General features: G+C 47.3%; 10 protein-coding genes, 1 tRNA gene and 3 rRNA genes. 1 reads left to right on the forward strand and 13 read right to left on the reverse strand.

Annotation, left to right across the window (positions count from 1 at the left end; all coding sequences use genetic code 11):
• Nucleotides 1–78 precede the first annotated feature (78 nt).
• From MHI25_RS28215 to MHI25_RS28275, 13 genes are all read right to left on the reverse strand, one after another.
• A complete protein-coding gene (locus tag MHI25_RS28215) occupies nt 79–1,167 on the reverse strand; it encodes a PIN/TRAM domain-containing protein (protein ID WP_036680481.1) in 1,089 nt (362 codons plus the stop codon).
• A 177-nt stretch (nt 1,168–1,344) separates the two neighbouring features.
• On the reverse strand, nt 1,345–2,082 hold the full coding sequence (gene pssA, locus MHI25_RS28220) for a CDP-diacylglycerol--serine O-phosphatidyltransferase (RefSeq protein ID WP_036680477.1): 738 nt from the start codon (nt 2,080–2,082) through the stop codon (nt 1,345–1,347).
• A 64-nt stretch (nt 2,083–2,146) separates the two neighbouring features.
• Nucleotides 2,147–3,223, reverse strand: coding sequence for a DNA integrity scanning diadenylate cyclase DisA (gene disA, locus MHI25_RS28225; protein ID WP_036680475.1), 1,077 nt, complete (start codon nt 3,221–3,223; stop codon nt 2,147–2,149).
• 13 nt (nt 3,224–3,236) lie between these two features.
• The gene (gene radA, locus MHI25_RS28230; protein ID WP_036680472.1) at nt 3,237–4,604 is read right to left on the reverse strand and encodes a DNA repair protein RadA; all 1,368 of its coding nucleotides are present in this window, start codon (nt 4,602–4,604) and stop codon (nt 3,237–3,239) included.
• A 186-nt stretch (nt 4,605–4,790) separates the two neighbouring features.
• Nucleotides 4,791–7,259, reverse strand: coding sequence for an ATP-dependent protease ATP-binding subunit ClpC (gene clpC / locus MHI25_RS28235; RefSeq protein WP_036680471.1), 2,469 nt, complete (start codon nt 7,257–7,259; stop codon nt 4,791–4,793).
• 35 nt (nt 7,260–7,294) lie between these two features.
• On the reverse strand, nt 7,295–8,359 hold the full coding sequence (locus tag MHI25_RS28240) for a protein arginine kinase (RefSeq protein WP_036680469.1): 1,065 nt from the start codon (nt 8,357–8,359) through the stop codon (nt 7,295–7,297).
• Between the two features lie 28 nt (nt 8,360–8,387).
• Complete coding sequence (locus MHI25_RS28245; protein ID WP_036680467.1) at nt 8,388–8,912, reverse strand: UvrB/UvrC motif-containing protein; 525 nt, start codon at nt 8,910–8,912, stop codon at nt 8,388–8,390.
• A 30-nt stretch (nt 8,913–8,942) separates the two neighbouring features.
• Nucleotides 8,943–9,404 carry a CtsR family transcriptional regulator gene (locus MHI25_RS28250; protein WP_036680465.1) on the reverse strand — a complete coding sequence of 154 codons (462 nt, stop codon included), beginning with the start codon at nt 9,402–9,404 and terminating at the stop codon, nt 8,943–8,945.
• Nucleotides 9,405–9,698: 294 nt separating this feature from the next.
• A complete protein-coding gene (locus tag MHI25_RS28255; protein ID WP_340394668.1) occupies nt 9,699–10,871 on the reverse strand; it encodes a GNAT family N-acetyltransferase in 1,173 nt (390 codons plus the stop codon).
• 421 nt (nt 10,872–11,292) lie between these two features.
• Nucleotides 11,293–11,409: ribosomal RNA gene (gene rrf / locus MHI25_RS28260) — 5S ribosomal RNA — on the reverse strand.
• A gap of 127 nt (nt 11,410–11,536) precedes the next feature.
• Nucleotides 11,537–14,463 (reverse strand): 23S ribosomal RNA (locus tag MHI25_RS28265).
• Nucleotides 14,464–14,635: 172 nt separating this feature from the next.
• Nucleotides 14,636–14,711 (reverse strand) — tRNA-Ala (locus MHI25_RS28270).
• Nucleotides 14,712–14,812: 101 nt separating this feature from the next.
• Nucleotides 14,813–16,370: ribosomal RNA gene (locus MHI25_RS28275) — 16S ribosomal RNA — on the reverse strand.
• The 16S, 23S and 5S rRNA genes sit together here with 1 tRNA gene alongside, the layout of an rRNA operon.
• A gap of 404 nt (nt 16,371–16,774) precedes the next feature.
• Here MHI25_RS28275 and MHI25_RS28280 point away from each other — a divergent pair.
• On the forward strand, nt 16,775–18,031 hold the full coding sequence (locus MHI25_RS28280; RefSeq protein WP_036678676.1) for an MFS transporter: 1,257 nt from the start codon (nt 16,775–16,777) through the stop codon (nt 18,029–18,031).
• Nucleotides 18,032–18,035 lie beyond the last annotated feature (4 nt).

An 18,035-nucleotide genomic window follows, 5' to 3' on the forward strand; every position in this document is an offset into this window, starting at 1 on the left:
TTCACGTATAATCCCATCATAACGTGTTTGGCGGGCATTTCCAACCCATAGGACAGTCCCCATACACTTTATCTTCACTTATTGCGCTTTTTCCAAAAGTTTTGGCTTAGCAAATATCATTCGGCCAGCCGAAGTTTGCAGCACGCTAGTGACCAGAACCTCCATCGTAGTCCCGATATATTCACGTCCGCCTTCTACAACAATCATCGTTCCATCGTCTAAGTAGGCTACCCCTTGCCCATGTTCTTTGCCATCCTTAATGACCTGAACTACGATTTCCTCACCAGGCAGCACTACAGGCTTCACAGCATTCGCCAGATCGTTAATATTCAGAACGGAAACACCCTGCAATTCGCAAACCTTATTTAAGTTGAAATCATTAGTGACTACTTTACCTTGGAGTACCTTCGCTAACTTCACTAACTTACTGTCAACCTCAGAGATTTCTTCAAAATCTCCCTCATAGATCAATACCTTCACATCAAGCTCTTTTTGAATTTTATTGAGAATATCAAGCCCACGCCGTCCCCGGTTCCGCTTCAACAGATCCGAAGAATCAGCAATATGCTGGAGCTCTTCAAGCACGAATTCAGGTATGACAATGGTTCCCTCAATAAATCCCGTCTTACAAATGTCAGCGATTCTTCCATCGATAATAACACTTGTGTCGAGAATTTTATGTTCCTCAAGCCCGCGGCCTTCCGGCTCAGCCGCTTGGCCCCAGCGTCCAGATGTCCACAGCGCAGCAAGCTCCTCTTTTTTCTCCAAACCGATCCGCAGCCCCAGATATCCAAAAGCCAACGTAGCTGGCACTTGCAGCAGCTGCCCAGCTTTCCCAAGCCAGATCATTGCAGGGTATAACAGGAGAGATAACAGAAGCCCCCCTGTAAGCCCAGCTGCACTTGCAGCTAATTCATTCATTGGAATACGCGAACAGTAGTGAACCGCCTCCCGCAGTTTTGAACCTCCCCATTCCGCGCATAAAGACCCCGCAAACAAAAAAATAATGGCACCCAGCACCGTAAATAAAATGCTTCCTTCTACAGGTAAGCTTTCACCCAGCTTTTCCATCCCCTTGGGGAATCCTCTTTCGAGCGCATGGTATAGCGAAAAACCTGACCAAGCACCACATATTAAGGCAAAAGACAAAATCACTTTTTTCCACATAACCTAACGCACCTCCTTTTTATTCATCCTAAATGGATCTATTCCTCACCAGTATGTTCCAATTTTCAAGACGATAAACTTGGGGTAGCGCTGGAAATGCAAAAAGGCTTTGCCATCCCCTAGGGAAGACAAAACCTTTGGTCATAATTTATTCAGTTACCTTACCTTATGGACCGATTAACCGTTCTTGGAGTGATACACTTTATCCTCTGAACGGCTACGACGACGATGACGGCGTCTGGCTGTCAACCGATCAATATTTTGCTTAAAGCCGTATAATGCATAAATTCCAAGTAAGACAAAGATCAGCTTAGCGATTTGCTCTGGGAACACAACAGCTACAGCCACTGCAACAACAATAACCACTGGCGCTCCAACCACCGCTTTTTTCGGCAATCCAATCTTTTTGAAATTAGGATATTTAACAGTGCTGACCATCAAATAGGATAAGAGCAGTGTAGCAACGATCATAAACGGAGCCGAAACATCTTTATTAAAAAGAGCTAATGTGGCCAGTACACCACCTGCAGCAGGAATTGGCAAACCGATAAAATAACCCGGAACCCCCGGACGAACATTAAAACGGGCTAAGCGCAAAGCACCAAACACCGGAAAAATCGCAGTTACTGTCCAGCCTAATGCAGAGTTTAAATCCTGCAGGCTTGAGACGTACAAAATAACGGCCGGTGCGACTCCGAAAGAAACGACATCAGATAAGGAGTCCAACTCCTTGCCAAATTCGCTTTCGCATTTTAGAGCGCGAGCTACTCGACCATCTAAGCCGTCTAACAGCATAGCAATAATAACCATGATAGCGGCCATGCTAATCTTACCGTCAAACGCCATCATGATACCAAACATTCCGAGCATCAAATTACCTATCGTAAAAAGACTCGGAATTGATTTTTGTATCATTTCTTCACCTCAATTTTCTAACTTTGGCCTTTAACGTCCCCAATATTACGTGATTGTATGTTATTTACATTTGCCTGTCAATAAGAACTTGCTTCTGTAAACGTTTGAGCCCATCCTGAATATTACGGGCCCGCACCTCCCCAATTCCGTCCACTTCATCCAATTCAGCTATGCTTGCGGACATCAAATTAGGCAGCATTTCAAACCGCTCCACCAGATTGTGAATGATCACATTCGGAAGCCGCGGAATTTTGTTAAGCAGGCGATAACCACGTGGAGTCACCACTTCTTCAGAGGTAATTGCCGTAGAAGAATAACCCAATATACGGGCAATATGGTTGTCATCCATCAGATCATCATCGCTTATCCGTTTGAGACCAGCGATAATTTCACGGATTTTATCTTCCTGCTCTTCCTTAGCATAGTCTCTGTATAGAAGCCATGCTTCTTCCTCTGTATTTCCAACCAGTTCTTCCATCTGCATGCTGATCAGGCGTCCTTCGTTGCCCAATTCGTTGATATAGCGTTTGATCTCCATTTTTATGCGCAAAACCATCTCTACACGCTGGATAACGCCCACTACTTCAGCAACGGTAACAATGCCCTCATATTCTGAAGCTGACAAATTCGTCAGTCCTTGCGTGAGCACTGCTTTATACTTCTCGAGTGTCTGAATCGCTTGGTTAGCCTTTGCCAAAATTGCGCCAATCTCTTTGAGTGCATAACGAATCGAGCCTTGATAAAGCGTGATGATATTGCGGCGTTGTGAAATGGAAACCACCAGCTTACCCGTTTGCTTCGCTACCCGCTCCGCGGTCCGGTGACGGATCCCCGTCTCGATGGATGAGATAGAGGAATCCGGTATAAGTTGTGTATTAGCATACAATATACGCTTTAAATCCTCACTTAGAATAATAGCTCCGTCCATTTTAGCTAGCTCATATAAATAATTGGGCGAAAAATCGCAGTTAATGGAGAATCCGCCATCCACTACGTCCATCACCTCAGGACTGTACCCTACGACAATAAGTGCCCCTGTCTTAGCGCGCAGCACATTCTCCAAACCTTCCCGAAAAGGTGTACCCGGTGCCGCCAGTCTGAGCAGATCATTCATATTCTCTAATTGGTTATATTCTTTCATATCCCTGTGCCCCCTAATCTAACGCGACCGATAGTGCATCTGCTACGGTACTGACGCCAATAATCTGGATATCTTGCGGGTGCTTCCATCCCTTCATGCTCTTTTCAGGCATAATCACCCGCCGGAAGCCAAGTTTTGCGGCCTCCTTAACGCGCATTTCCGCGCGCGAAACGCCTCTTACCTCACCGGTAAGTCCTACTTCTCCGAAGAAAACGTCGTAAGGTTTTGTTGAAATATCACGAAAACTGGAGGCGATACTAATAGCTACAGCTAGATCAATCGCCGGTTCATCCAGCTTTACTCCCCCGGCAACATTCAGGTATGCATCCTGATTCTGCAGGAACATGCCCATCCGTTTCTCGAGTACAGCGATAATAAGTGCCATACGCTGGTGATCCATGCCTGTGCACATTCGCCGTGGGGAAGGGAAGTGGGTGGCAGCAACAAGTGCCTGAAGTTCTACAAGCACAGGTCTAGTTCCCTCCATACTTGCCACCACAGTAGAACCAGCCACGCCAAGCGGACGTTCCGATAAAAAGAGCTCCGATGGATTCTCTACTTCGGTAAGCCCCGCTTCACCCATTTCGAAAATGCCGATTTCATTCGTAGAGCCAAAGCGGTTTTTTACAGCCCGCAAAAGTCTATACGTATGATGCCGCTCACCCTCAAAATACAGCACACAGTCCACCATATGTTCAAGCATCCGTGGTCCAGCAATAGCCCCTTCCTTGGTAACATGACCAACGAGAACTGTTGCAATTCCACGAATCTTAGCGATACGCATAAATCTTGTCGTACACTCCCGAACCTGGGTCACGCTGCCTGGCGCACTCGTTACTTCTGGCATAAATACGGTCTGAATAGAATCGATGACAAGAAATTGTGGCTGGATTTGTTCGATCGCTTCTTCTATGCTTTCCATATTTGTCTCACATAGTACATAAAGCTCCGTTGACAACGCATCGAGGCGATCCGCGCGCAGCTTAGTTTGCCTTACCGATTCTTCGCCCGAGATATACAGTACTCGCAATCCCTGTGTTGTAAGGGCGTGCGAGGTCTGTAATAAGAGCGTAGATTTACCGATTCCTGGGTCTCCCCCTACTAGTACCAGCGATCCTGGTACGATCCCCCCACCGAGAACACGGTTAAGCTCACCTATACCTGTCAGTATGCGCGGTTCCTTGTCACTTTCTATACTTATGATCGACTGTGCCTTTTCTTTACTATGAAAAATAGGGGCATTCATTCCCTGTGTTTTGACTACGCTTTCCGTTTCCTCCACCATGGAGTTCCAAGCCTGGCACCCTGGGCATTTCCCGAACCATTTTGGCGATTCATATCCACAGTCGGTGCAAAAAAATTTTGTTTTTGCTTTAGCCATTTGTTCTCCTTACGGTCCGAACTGTTTACAATTCGGATCATTTTCTTCTAATGAAAGTTTACCATTTCTACCCCTTTAACGAAAGGTCATTCGGTATTTGCATTAAATGTATATTTTAAATTGATCTATTTCCAATAAAAAAGGCTTCCGCTCCTCTATAAATAAGGAGCGAAAGCCTTGTTTATTTTATTCGGATTCTACTTCTTTTTCAAGCGCTGGCGCTACTGGAGCGTCCACTTTAGTCACCACAAGTTCTCCGCCGACCTCATCAATATTGAGGGAATCACCCTTTTGGATATTTCCTCTCAACAATTCCTCAGAAAGACGGTCTTCAATATGCTTCTGAATTGCCCGGCGCAATGGACGTGCACCAAAGGCTGGGTCATAACCTTCTTTAGCCAAGAAGGCCTTCGCTGCATCCGTGAGTACGAAATCAACATCATATTCACGCAGGCGCTTGCGCAGCTCATCAGACATCAACGTAACGATCTCAGCGATATGTTTCTCATCGAGTGAGTGGAAGACGATGATTTCGTCGATCCGGTTCAAGAACTCTGGACGGAAGCTCTTTTTGAGCTCTTCCATAACCTTGCCCTTCATATTGCCGTATTCTGCTCCTGCATCTTGCACAGCCGTGAATCCAAGCGTTGAATTCTTCTTGATTGCCTGTGCGCCTACGTTAGAGGTCAGAATGATAAGTGTATTGCGGAAGTCAACTACCCGGCCTTTGGAGTCGGTAAGGCGACCATCTTCAAGCACTTGCAGCAAAATGTTGAATACTTCCGGATGTGCTTTTTCAATTTCATCAAGCAGTACTACAGAGTATGGTTTACGACGTACCTTCTCTGTTAATTGGCCGCCTTCTTCATAGCCGACATATCCAGGAGGGGCACCAACTAAACGGGACGTGGAGTGCTTCTCCATGTATTCCGACATATCAATACGGATGACCGCATTTTCATCGCCGAACATAGCTTCAGCAAGCGCACGTGCCAACTCAGTTTTACCTACACCCGTAGGACCGAGGAAGATAAAGGAGCCCATTGGACGTTTCGGATCTTTAAGACCCGCACGCGCCCGGCGCAATGCCCGGCTGACAGCCTTAACAGCTTCGTCCTGACCAATCACTCGTTCATGCAGCAGAGCTTCCATGTTAAGCAGACGGTCGGTCTCTTCTTCCTTCAGCTTGCTTACAGGGATTCCCGTCCAGCTTGCAACAACCTGTGCGATATCTTCAGGTGTAACTTCAGAATCGGTGCGTCCTTGTTTTTCTTTCCACTGGTTCTTAGTCGTATCAAGCTCTTCACGGATTTTTTGCTCCGTATCACGCAGGGCAGCCGCTTTCTCAAACTCTTGGCTCTGAACAGCAGAATCCTTCTCCTTGCGGATATCATCCAAGCGCATTTCTAGTTCCTTCAGATTTGGCGGGATAGTGTAAGAGTGAAGCCTTACTTTAGACCCTGCTTCATCGATAAGGTCAATGGCTTTATCCGGCAGGAAACGATCCGGAATGTAACGATCAGACAGCTTTACAGCTTCCACGATAGCTTCATCCGTAATTTTCACACGGTGATGTGCTTCATAACGATCGCGAAGTCCAAATAGAATTTGTACCGCTTCTTCTGGAGATGGCTGATCCACCGTAATGGGTTGGAAACGGCGCTCCAAAGCTGCATCTTTTTCAATATATTTACGATATTCATCCAGCGTAGTCGCACCGATGCACTGAAGTTCTCCGCGGGCTAAAGCCGGCTTAAGAATGTTGGAAGCATCAATAGCACCTTCTGCGCCACCAGCACCGATCAGCGTATGAAGCTCATCGATAAAGAGTACGATATTCCCCGCTTGGCGAATCTCATCCATGATTTTCTTGAGGCGGTCTTCAAACTCACCGCGATATTTAGTACCAGCCACTACAGAGCCCATATCGAGCGTCATTACGCGTTTGTCGCGCAGTGTTTCTGGAATTTCATTATTAATGATCTTTTGGGCCAAGCCTTCAGCAATAGCTGTTTTACCAACCCCAGGTTCACCTATCAACACCGGGTTGTTCTTCGTCCGGCGGCTCAGTACCTGAATAACACGTTCAATTTCCTTGCTGCGACCGATAACTGGATCCAGGTTGCCATCCTTGGCATAAGCCGTCAAATCGCGTGCTAGACCGTCTAGAGTCGGTGTGCTGACATTAGCAGGTGTTCCGCTATGACTGGATGCAGCCTCGCTGCTTCCCAGAAGCTGAAGCACTTGCTGACGAGCTTTGTTCAAGCTGATGCCTAGGTTATTAAGCACACGAGCCGCGACACCTTCTCCTTCACGAATAAGTCCTAGCAGAATATGCTCAGTGCCGACATACGTATGTCCCAGCTTGCGGGCTTCGTCCATCGACAACTCGATTACTTTTTTGGCGCGAGGAGTATAAGCAATGTTCGTAGGTTGTTCTTGGCCTCTGCCAATCAGTGTCTCCACTTCGTCCTGGATTTTTTCAAGACCCAGACCCAAAGCGATTAATGCTTTAGCAGCAATGCCGTCTCCTTCACGAATAAGTCCTAGCAAAATATGTTCTGTGCCAATATTGTTGTGTCCTAAACGAACAGCTTCTTCCTGCGCTAGCGCTAGCACTTTTTGTGCGCGTTCCGTAAATCTTCCAAACATCATATCTCCTGCACCTCCATGAATAATAAATATCTATATTAATGTTGTGTTCCCAGTGTTTCTCGGAGCAGTTTCGCCCGATACATATCCCGTTCAGTGGCGTTCATCTCGTCACCGAACATTTTTTGCAGAAATCCTGGCTGTGTCTTAACGTTAAGCTCATTAAGCACGGAAATCGAAGGGCCTTCCAGTATGCCAAGGTCAACCCCAAGTCTCACATCAGACAGCCGTTGTGCGGATTCTTTAAGCTCCATTAGAGCAGCGTAACACAAAATCCCATAAGATCTTTTGACTCGGTCTGTAATTCTCAAAGCGGAATCTACAAGCAGCCTTTCACGGGCATTTCGTTCATGCTCTATAATCTGGGTGACTACACTGTGAAGGTTCTCGATGATTTCACTTTCCGTTTGACCGAGAGTAATCTGATTGGAAATTTGAAAGATGTTCCCTACTGCTTCGCTGCCCTCACCATAAATTCCTCTTACAGTCAATCCCACTTGGTTCACTGCTGACAATATGCGATTGATCTGTTGGGTCATTACTAGTGCTGGCAAATGCAGCATTACTGAGGCACGCAGCCCTGTACCCACATTGGTGGGACAACTGGTCAAGTATCCTCTTTTATCATCAAAAGCGTAATTCACAGCCGATTCGAAGATATCATCGATGGCTGTCGCACGTTCCCATGCTTCTCTTACCTGAAGACCCGGGAACAGACATTGGATCCGCAGATGGTCTTCTTCGTTAATCATGATGCTAACCGACTCATCTTCATTTAATATCACAGCTGCGCCACGTGAATCATTAGCCAGATTAGGACTGATGAGATGTTTCTCGACCAATACCTTTTTATCCAGTTCATTCACTTCAGCAAGCTTTATTAGTTGAAAAGATCCGAATTCGGCAGCAGTTTCCCCATGAAACACAGGGGCCAGCAGCTCTAATACTTCTTCCGATTGCTCTAAGGAAGCAAGCATAGGGAATGGAAGATGCTCTAAATTACGTGCAATACGCATACGGCTGCTAATTACAATCTCGGAGTGACTGCCTCCCGAGCGCATCCAATCACTAAGCGCTTGTTCAGTAAATCGGAGACTTGACATGTCATATCCCCCCTATATATCAAAGACTTTACTCTTGTGCCATTTCTTTTTCAAGTTGGCGAATTTGATCCCGCAGCTCTGCCGCAGTTTCGAATTCCTCCTGTGCGATACTTTGCTGTAATTCCAGCTTCAATTCATCAATTTGCCGCTTGAACACAATTTGTGCTCCAGCACGTTTAGGAATCTTGCCTACATGCGAAGTGCTGCCATGCACCCGTTTAAAGAGCGGGTCCAGTGCACTGTTAAAATATTTATAACAGGAGCTGCAGCCAAAACGACCCAATTTGCTAAACTGCGAGTACGTCATCCCACAATTCTCACATTGCAGACTCTGCGTAGTCTTCGTAGCAGCCGTCTTTTCCTTACCGGCCCCTTCAAGATCAAGCAGACCGGACAGCAAGCTGTGAATGGAGAATCCTCCAGCAGTTCCCGGGATCAGTTCACCCTTCTCCCGCGCACAGCTCTCGCAGATATGAAATTCTGTCTTCTCTCCATTCACGATCTTGGTGAAATGGAGTGTTGCTGGCTTGACGCCACATTCCTGACATTGCATAAGCGAAAGCCCCTCCCTTATGATTGACAATTATTTGCCTAACAAAGAGATTAACATCGCCTTCATAATCTTGGCCCGAATCTCATCCCGATATGGAATCTTAACCGTTAGGCAATCCCGAGAAACAGCAGCGCGCATAAGACACGCCTCACGCTTGCTTAGAAAACCAGCTTCCTCCAGTTGATAAATCAACCCTTCGGCAGCGTTCTGATCTATCCCGCCACCTATAGTATGGTTTAAATGGGCATGCAGTGCCACGTTGGGCGGCAATTCAAAACGTTGAATACGAATATATCCCCCGCCACCACGCTTACTTTCCACCACATAGCCTTTTTCCAGTGTAAAGCGTGTACTAATAACATAATTGATCTGTGACGGTACGCATGAGAACTGGTCCGCCAGGTCATTTCGCTGGATTTCCACCGTACCTTCGGGACTTTCATGCAAAATATTCTTCAGATATTGTTCAATAATATCAGAGATATTGCGCATCACTCATCCTCCAGTGCTCTTTAAAGCTTCATAATATCGCTTACGGCCCGCATCCTTAATGACATTCATTAGTGAACTTCATTCATATAAGTCTGAAGAAAACTTCACGAATTCAGAGGATCGCACTGTATGTCATCAGGTGCGTTGACTTTGACTTTCTTTGACTTTTTAATATTATAACATATTCTGTGCTAATTCCAAGAGGATTCTCTTATTTTTCACTTTTTTCAGCGAATGTATTCGGAAATAAAGAACTCTCCCAGCTTCTTTCGAAGGGGAGAGCCTAATTATTTTCTAAAAATGATCAAAAAGTGCTGTTTCAGCTTGCGGTATGATTTCTTCGAGCCATTCCAGAGCCGTCGGATTACCAGTCACACGTCCATAACGAGCCAGCTCTGTCGGGCGTTTATATCCAAACATTAGAATCGTCAGCGTACCAATCTCACAGCTTAAGTCAGCTGCATCCCGTTCACCCTCTATACGCAAGAAAGCTGCTGCTCCCTTTTCGGAGACAGTCCATTCCCACAACCCGTCATTCCATGGGGCATATTTATCTTCAATATAGATAACCTGTTTCTTCTGACTGTTGTGACGCTTAAAAGAATAACTCTCCACGAATGCTTTAGCATTAACAATACGCGCCATAAAATAAGGATAATTCTCCTGCTCTATACGCGGATCAGGCAGCAAAAAGGGTAACATATCATCGGATGGCACCAGTTTTAGCGATGCACCGGTCACCATCGAATCGTGATTCGCAAGAAATGTCCACAGCCCCTGCCAGGCCTGTTCGTTCAAAAACACAAATTCATCAATGACCAGCTCTCTATTTTCTATCTTATATAGTACGTATCCTTCAGGTTCCCCAAGCTGTGAATAAAATACCGCAGTCTGACCTTCATCATCCAGAACAGAGTTTTCCCACCAGTCCAAATCACGCTTAAGTGTTCCGTTATATCTAACTGCAAAACGATTGTATAAGTTGTCCAATACTTCGATATCTATAACACCACGTCTTACCTTGCCCTCAACTTCAACCTTCTTGGGAAACTTGGCAACAGGAATGGAGTATTTCTTATATTCACAATAAACTTCCCAACCAAATTTGCGATAAAAGGGGATCAAGAACGGATGCAGAAAAGATAATATCTGCCCCGCCTCATTCATCGTTTGCAGCGTATGCGCTAGGAGCTTTGCCACATGTCCCTGTCTGCGATTCTCTGGCCATGTCGCTACCCCTGCGAGCCCTCCCATAGGTACTAATCTACCTTGTATGTACACTTCGAACGGAAGAAGAGTAAGTTTAGCTTCCAAAGTACCTTCTTCAAAAGCACCCCATACGCGTTCTGCTTTAAATCTTTCCTTAGCATTCGCCCTTTTCTCACTAGGCAGCTTGTATTGAAAAGCATATTCAGATAAATCCATGCTTAGATCAAACTCTTCTGAGTGCAACTGTCTGATATCCACAAAACTCACCTCATCATTTATGAATTTACTTTTATGGTTAGTATAACAAGAGAGTGTATTGTGTGCGAATTATAAGGATATTTTTCGAACTTTTTTCAGTTATCCACAGCCTTAGGCAGTTTTAAAAATAGTCTTGTAATCTTGTTCTATTCAAGTTAAAATAATTATCCACTTATTAATCCCTCTATCCACATAAATATGACTATATCCACAGCAACCCGTGTATTACTTAGGTTTTCTGTTGACAGATCTACATAAATATGTACTTAATCCACACCATTTGGTGATTTTTTGCCTTTTAATCATCTATCCACATGTGCGTAAGTTTTCTGCAAATTCCAATGAATTATCCACAAGTTTTCCACAATCTATAATAGACGCAAAAAAGCCACTGTCGAGTTATCAACAGTGGTCTATTTGTGCTTGGCAACGTCCTACTCTCCCAGGACCCTTCGGTCCAAGTACCATCGGCGCTGGAGGGCTTAACGGTCGTGTTCGGGATGGGTACGCGTGGAACCCCTCCGCTATCGCCACCAAACATGCGTCTGTGAAACAGACGCTGCCGCGTGAAATTCGGTTCATCACAGAAGTGAGAATGAATTTCTAAGCGTGTTACAGGCTTGATGCCTGAAAACTGAATCCGAAACGAATCTGCATTCTACGTATAGGATAAGCCCTCGACCGATTAGTATTGGTCAGCTCCATGCATTACTGCACTTCCACCTCCAACCTATCTACCTCGTCGTCTTCAAGGGGTCTTACTAATTGGGAAATCTCATCTTGAGGGGGGCTTCACGCTTAGATGCTTTCAGCGCTTATCCCGTCCGTACGTAGCTACCCAGCCATGCTCCTGGCGGAACAACTGGTGCACCAGCGGTACGTCCATCCCGGTCCTCTCGTACTAAGGACAGCTCCTCTCAAATTTCCTGCGCCCACGACAGATAGGGACCGAACTGTCTCACGACGTTCTGAACCCAGCTCGCGTACCGCTTTAATGGGCGAACAGCCCAACCCTTGGGACCTACTTCAGCCCCAGGATGCGATGAGCCGACATCGAGGTGCCAAACCTCCCCGTCGATGTGGACTCTTGGGGGAGATAAGCCTGTTATCCCCAGGGTAGCTTTTATCCGTTGAGCGATGGCCCTTCCATGCGGTACCACCGGATCACTAAGTCCGACTTTCGTCCCTGCTCGACTTGTAGGTCTCGCAGTCAAGCTCCCTTATGCCTTTGCACTCTGCGAATGATTTCCAACCATTCTGAGGGAACCTTGGAACGCCTCCGTTACTCTTTAGGAGGCGACCGCCCCAGTCAAACTGCCCGCCTGACACGGTCCCCGTACCCGATAAGGGCACTAGGTTAGAACCTAGATACGATCAGGGTGGTATCCCAACGGCGCCTCCACCGAAGCTTGCGCTCCGATTTCTACGGCTCCCACCTATCCTGTACAGATCGTACCCAAATTCAATATCAAGCTGCAGTAAAGCTCCATGGGGTCTTTCCGTCTTGTCGCGGGTAACCTGCATCTTCACAGGTATTAAAATTTCACCGGATCTCTCGTTGAGACAGCGCCCAAGTCGTTACGCCATTCGTGCGGGTCAGAATTTACCTGACAAGGAATTTCGCTACCTTAGGACCGTTATAGTTACGGCCGCCGTTTACTGGGGCTTCGGTTCATAGCTTCGGGTTACCCCTAACCACTCCCCTTAACCTTCCAGCACCGGGCAGGCGTCAGCCCGTATACTTCGCCTTGCGGCTTCGCACAGACCTGTGTTTTTGCTAAACAGTCGCTTGGGCCTTTTCACTGCGGCCCCCTCGTGCTATTCACACTACCGGGGCACCCCTTCTCCCGAAGTTACGGGGTCATTTTGCCGAGTTCCTTAACGAGAGTTCTTCCGCGCGCCTTAGAATTCTCTTCTCGCCTACCTGTGTCGGTTTGCGGTACGGGCACCTTCTCCTGGCTAGAGGCTTTTCTTGGCAGTGTGAGATCATGACCTTCGCTACTACAATTTTCGCTCCCCATCACAGCCCAGCCTTAACGATGTGCGGATTTGCCTACACATCAGCCTCACTGCTTAGACGGACATCCATCAGTCCGCGTCACTACCCTCCTGCGTCACCCCATCGCTCATAGCGGATTACGGTGGTACAGTAATTTCAAACTGTTGTCCTTCGACTACGCCTTTCGGCCTCGCCTTAGGTCCCGACTTACCCTGAGCGGACGAGCCTTCCTCAGGAAACCTTGGGCTTTCGGCGGATCAGATTCTCACTGATCTTTTCGTTACTCATACCGGCATTCTCACTTGTGTAGTGTCCAGCGCTCTTTTCAGTACACCTTCAACCCCTACACAACGCTCCCCTACCCCAGATACATACGTATCTAGCCATAGCTTCGGTGGTGTGTTTAGCCCCGTTACATTTTCGGCGCAGAGTCACTCGACCAGTGAGCTATTACGCACTCTTTCAATGGTGGCTGCTTCTAAGCCAACATCCTGGTTGTCTGTGCAACTCCACATCCTTTCCCACTTAACACACACTTGGGGACCTTAGCTGATGGTCTGGGCTGTTTCCCTTTTGACAATGGATCTTAGCACTCACTGTCTGACTCCCGGCAATAAGTATATGGCATTCGGAGTTTGACTGAGCTTGGTAATCCTTGCGGACCCCGCACCCAATCAGTGCTCTACCTCCACTACTCTTATACCGAGGCTAGCCCTAAAGCTATTTCGGGGAGAACCAGCTATCTCCGAGTTCGATTGGAATTTCTCCGCTACCCCCACCTCATCCCCGCACTTTTCAACGTACGTGGGTTCGGGCCTCCAGTGCGTGTTACCGCACCTTCACCCTGGACAGGGGTAGATCACACGGTTTCGGGTCTACGTCCACATACTAATTCGCCCTATTCAGACTCGCTTTCGCTGCGGCTCCACCTTCTCGGCTTAACCTTGCATGTTAAACGTAACTCGCCGGTTCATTCTACAAAAGGCACGCCATCACCCATTAATAGGGCTCTGACTTTTTGTAAGCACACGGTTTCAGGTTCTATTTCACTCCCCTTCCGGGGTGCTTTTCACCTTTCCCTCACGGTACTGTTTCACTATCGGTCGCCAGGTAGTATTTAGCCTTAGCAGATGGTCCTGCTGGATTCATACGGGGTTTCACGTGCCCCGCACTACTCGGGATCCGTCTCGGAGAGAATACAGTTTAGGTTACAGGGCTTTTACCTCTATCGCGGGCCTTTCCAGACCTCTTCACCTACCATATTCCTTTGTAACTCCATGTGAGACGTCCCACAACCCCTAAGAGCAAGCTCTTAGGTTTAGGCTGTTCCGCGTTCGCTCGCCGCTACTGACGGAATCACTATTGTTTTCTCTTCCTCAGGGTACTTAGATGTTTCAGTTCCCCTGGTCTGCCTCTACATTTCCTATGTATTCAGAAATGAGTAACTGCGAATTACCACAGCTGGGTTTCCCCATTCGGACACCCCCGGATCAAAGCTTGCTTACAGCTCCCCGAGGCAGTTTCGTTGTTCGCCACGTCCTTCGTCGGCTCCTGGCGCCTAGGCATCCTCCGTGTGCTCTTATTAGCTTAACCTTGATTTTTCCGCAGGAAAATATCATACGATGACATTCTCTTTGGAATCATCTCACTAATAACATTTACTTGTTTGCACAAGTTGCTAAAAGATGTTCTAAAACGCAAATTCGTTTCGGTATCCAGTTTTCAAGGATCAAGTGTATAGACATAACAAATAGATGAAGTTTGTTGGTGGAGCCAAGCGGGATCGAACCGCTGACCTCCTGCTTGCAAGGCAGGCGCTCTCCCAGCTGAGCTATGGCCCCGCAAATTCCATCAAAACCGAACAAATGGATACACGTTAATTGGTTGTGGAAGTTAAACTTCCGATTTGAATGTTCTCATTGCAGAGAACGATTCTCCATAGAAAGGAGGTGATCCAGCCGCACCTTCCGATACGGCTACCTTGTTACGACTTCACCCCAATCATCTACCCCACCTTCGGCGGCTGGCTCCCTTGCGGGTTACCCCACCGACTTCGGGTGTTGTAAACTCTCGTGGTGTGACGGGCGGTGTGTACAAGACCCGGGAACGTATTCACCGCGGCATGCTGATCCGCGATTACTAGCAATTCCGACTTCATGCAGGCGAGTTGCAGCCTGCAATCCGAACTGAGACCGGCTTTGATGGGATTGGCTCCACCTCGCGGCTTCGCTTCCCGTTGTACCGGCCATTGTAGTACGTGTGTAGCCCAGGTCATAAGGGGCATGATGATTTGACGTCATCCCCACCTTCCTCCGGTTTGTCACCGGCAGTCACTCTAGAGTGCCCAGCATTACCTGCTGGCAACTAAAGTTAAGGGTTGCGCTCGTTGCGGGACTTAACCCAACATCTCACGACACGAGCTGACGACAACCATGCACCACCTGTCTCCTCTGTCCCGAAGGCCGCTGCTATCTCTAGCAGATTCAGAGGGATGTCAAGACCTGGTAAGGTTCTTCGCGTTGCTTCGAATTAAACCACATACTCCACTGCTTGTGCGGGTCCCCGTCAATTCCTTTGAGTTTCAGTCTTGCGACCGTACTCCCCAGGCGGAGTGCTTACTGTGTTAACTTCGGCACCAAGGGTATCGAAACCCCTAACACCTAGCACTCATCGTTTACGGCGTGGACTACCAGGGTATCTAATCCTGTTTGCTCCCCACGCTTTCGCGCCTCAGCGTCAGTTACAGCCCAGAAAGTCGCCTTCGCCACTGGTGTTCCTCCACATATCTACGCATTTCACCGCTACACGTGGAATTCCACTTTCCTCTTCTGTACTCAAGCCACCCAGTTTCCAGTGCGACCTCAGGTTGAGCCCAAGGTTTAAACACCAGACTTAAATAGCCGCCTGCGCGCGCTTTACGCCCAATAATTCCGGACAACGCTTGCCCCCTACGTATTACCGCGGCTGCTGGCACGTAGTTAGCCGGGGCTTTCTTCTCAGGTACCGTCACTCCGGTAGCAGTTACTCTACCGGACGTTCTTCCCTGGCAACAGAGCTTTACGATCCGAAAACCTTCATCACTCACGCGGCGTTGCTCCGTCAGGCTTTCGCCCATTGCGGAAGATTCCCTACTGCTGCCTCCCGTAGGAGTCTGGGCCGTGTCTCAGTCCCAGTGTGGCCGTTCACCCTCTCAGGTCGGCTACGCATCGTCGCCTTGGTGGGCCGTTACCCCACCAACTAGCTAATGCGCCGCAGGCCCATCCCTCAGTGACAGATTGCTCCGTCTTTCATTCTTCTCTCAGGAGAAAAAAGAAATTATCCGGTATTAGCTACCGTTTCCGGTAGTTATCCCAGTCTGAAGGGCAGGTTGCCTACGTGTTACTCACCCGTCCGCCGCTAAGTTATTTTGAAAGCAAGCTTTCAAAATAACTCCGCTCGACTTGCATGTATTAGGCACGCCGCCAGCGTTCGTCCTGAGCCAGGATCAAACTCTCCAATTAGTATTGAAAAGAGCGATATGCTCATTTTGAAACTGACGATTCATTAATTGAATCTTTTTAAAAATTAACGTGTTCCATTTGTTCAGTTTTCAAAGAACTTGCTCCTAGCATTTCGACATTCAATGTCTCTTGCACAGGAATTAGAGTATATCATGTTTGTTTCTATCTTGTCAACTTATTTCTTCATCGCTTGTGTTTCGTATGTGCGATGCGTCGTAAGCACAAGAGATAATATACCATGCTGTCATTGAGTTTGCAAGCTTTTTTTGAAATAAAAAAATCATTCGTATAAATAACTTCGATACAACACAAATTGATACCATTCATCCATTATTTGTGGCTAAATAGAATTTATCGTATTCGCCAATCTTACCTTTTAACTATCAGTACAGAGAGGAGTCAAAATGAAGACCAAACCTACAGACGCTGCGTCCACGGTAGACAGCAAGGACAAGGAGCAGCGTAATCTGCAGCAGGCAACGATTTATAAAATTTTGTTAGCTGTCAGTTTTGTTCATTTATTTAATGATTCTATACAGGCAGTCATTCCAGCAATCTTCCCTATTCTCAAAGATAATCTACTGCTCTCTTTCGCCCAGATTGGATGGATCTCATTCGCTTTAAATATGACGTCATCAGTAATCCAACCCGTCATTGGATATGCTGCAGACCGTAAACCCCGTCCTATATTATTACCACTGGGTATGTGCAGCACATTTCTAGGTGTACTTCTATTGGCTTATGCCAATAGCTATTTTCTGGTCTTATTCTCGGTTATCCTGATCGGATTCGGTTCAGCCACCTTCCACCCAGAGGGTATGCGTGTTGCTCATATGGCGGCAGGTCAGCGAAAGGGATTGTCGCAATCTATTTTTCAAGTGGGCGGCAATGCTGGCCAGTCCCTTGGTCCAATGCTTACGAAATGGGTATTCATCCCCTTTGGCCAGATTGGTGCCCTAGGCTTCACGATCGTCGCGGCTGCCGGAATCGCTGTTCAGACCTATGTAGCTCGCTGGTATAGAGAAATGCTAGATGCCGGTTATACCTTTCATAAAAAATCAACAGCACGGGCAATCGACCCCGCCCGCCGAAAAAGTATACGAACAGCAACGATTATTCTTGTATTCCTAGTCTTTGTTAGGTCTTGGTATGGCGCTTCTATCGGCAGTTACTACGCCTTCTATCTAATGGACAAATATCAAATGACGCTGGATAAAGCCCAAATCTATATTTTTATGTATTTGGCTGCTGGCGCAGTGGGTACATTTTTTGGAGGTCCGCTGGCTGACCGTTTTGGACGGCGTAATCTCATCTTACTATCAATGGTAGGAACCGTTCCCTTTGCACTTGCTCTACCCTTTGTAGGTCCATTATGGGCGGCTGTATTGCTGCTGATTGGCGGTTTCATCCTTCTGTCCAGCTTCTCTGTTACCGTCATTTATGCTCAAATGCTATATCCGGGCAACATTGGCACAGTTTCAGGTCTGATCACGGGACTTGCTTTTGGACTCGGCGGGATCGGCTCATTAGTCCTCGGCAACCTCATTGATAGTATCGGGATTGCTAAAGTGTTCATCGCTTGCGGCTTCCTCCCGCTGCTTGGGTTTCTTGCCTTGCTGCTTCCTAGAGATGAGAAATTAGAAGAATGGGCGGCGCAATAACTTC

It is taken from the genome of Paenibacillus sp. FSL E2-0177, from assembly GCF_037992975.1.
Classification (GTDB): Bacteria; Bacillota; Bacilli; order Paenibacillales; family Paenibacillaceae; genus Paenibacillus_AQ; species Paenibacillus_AQ odorifer.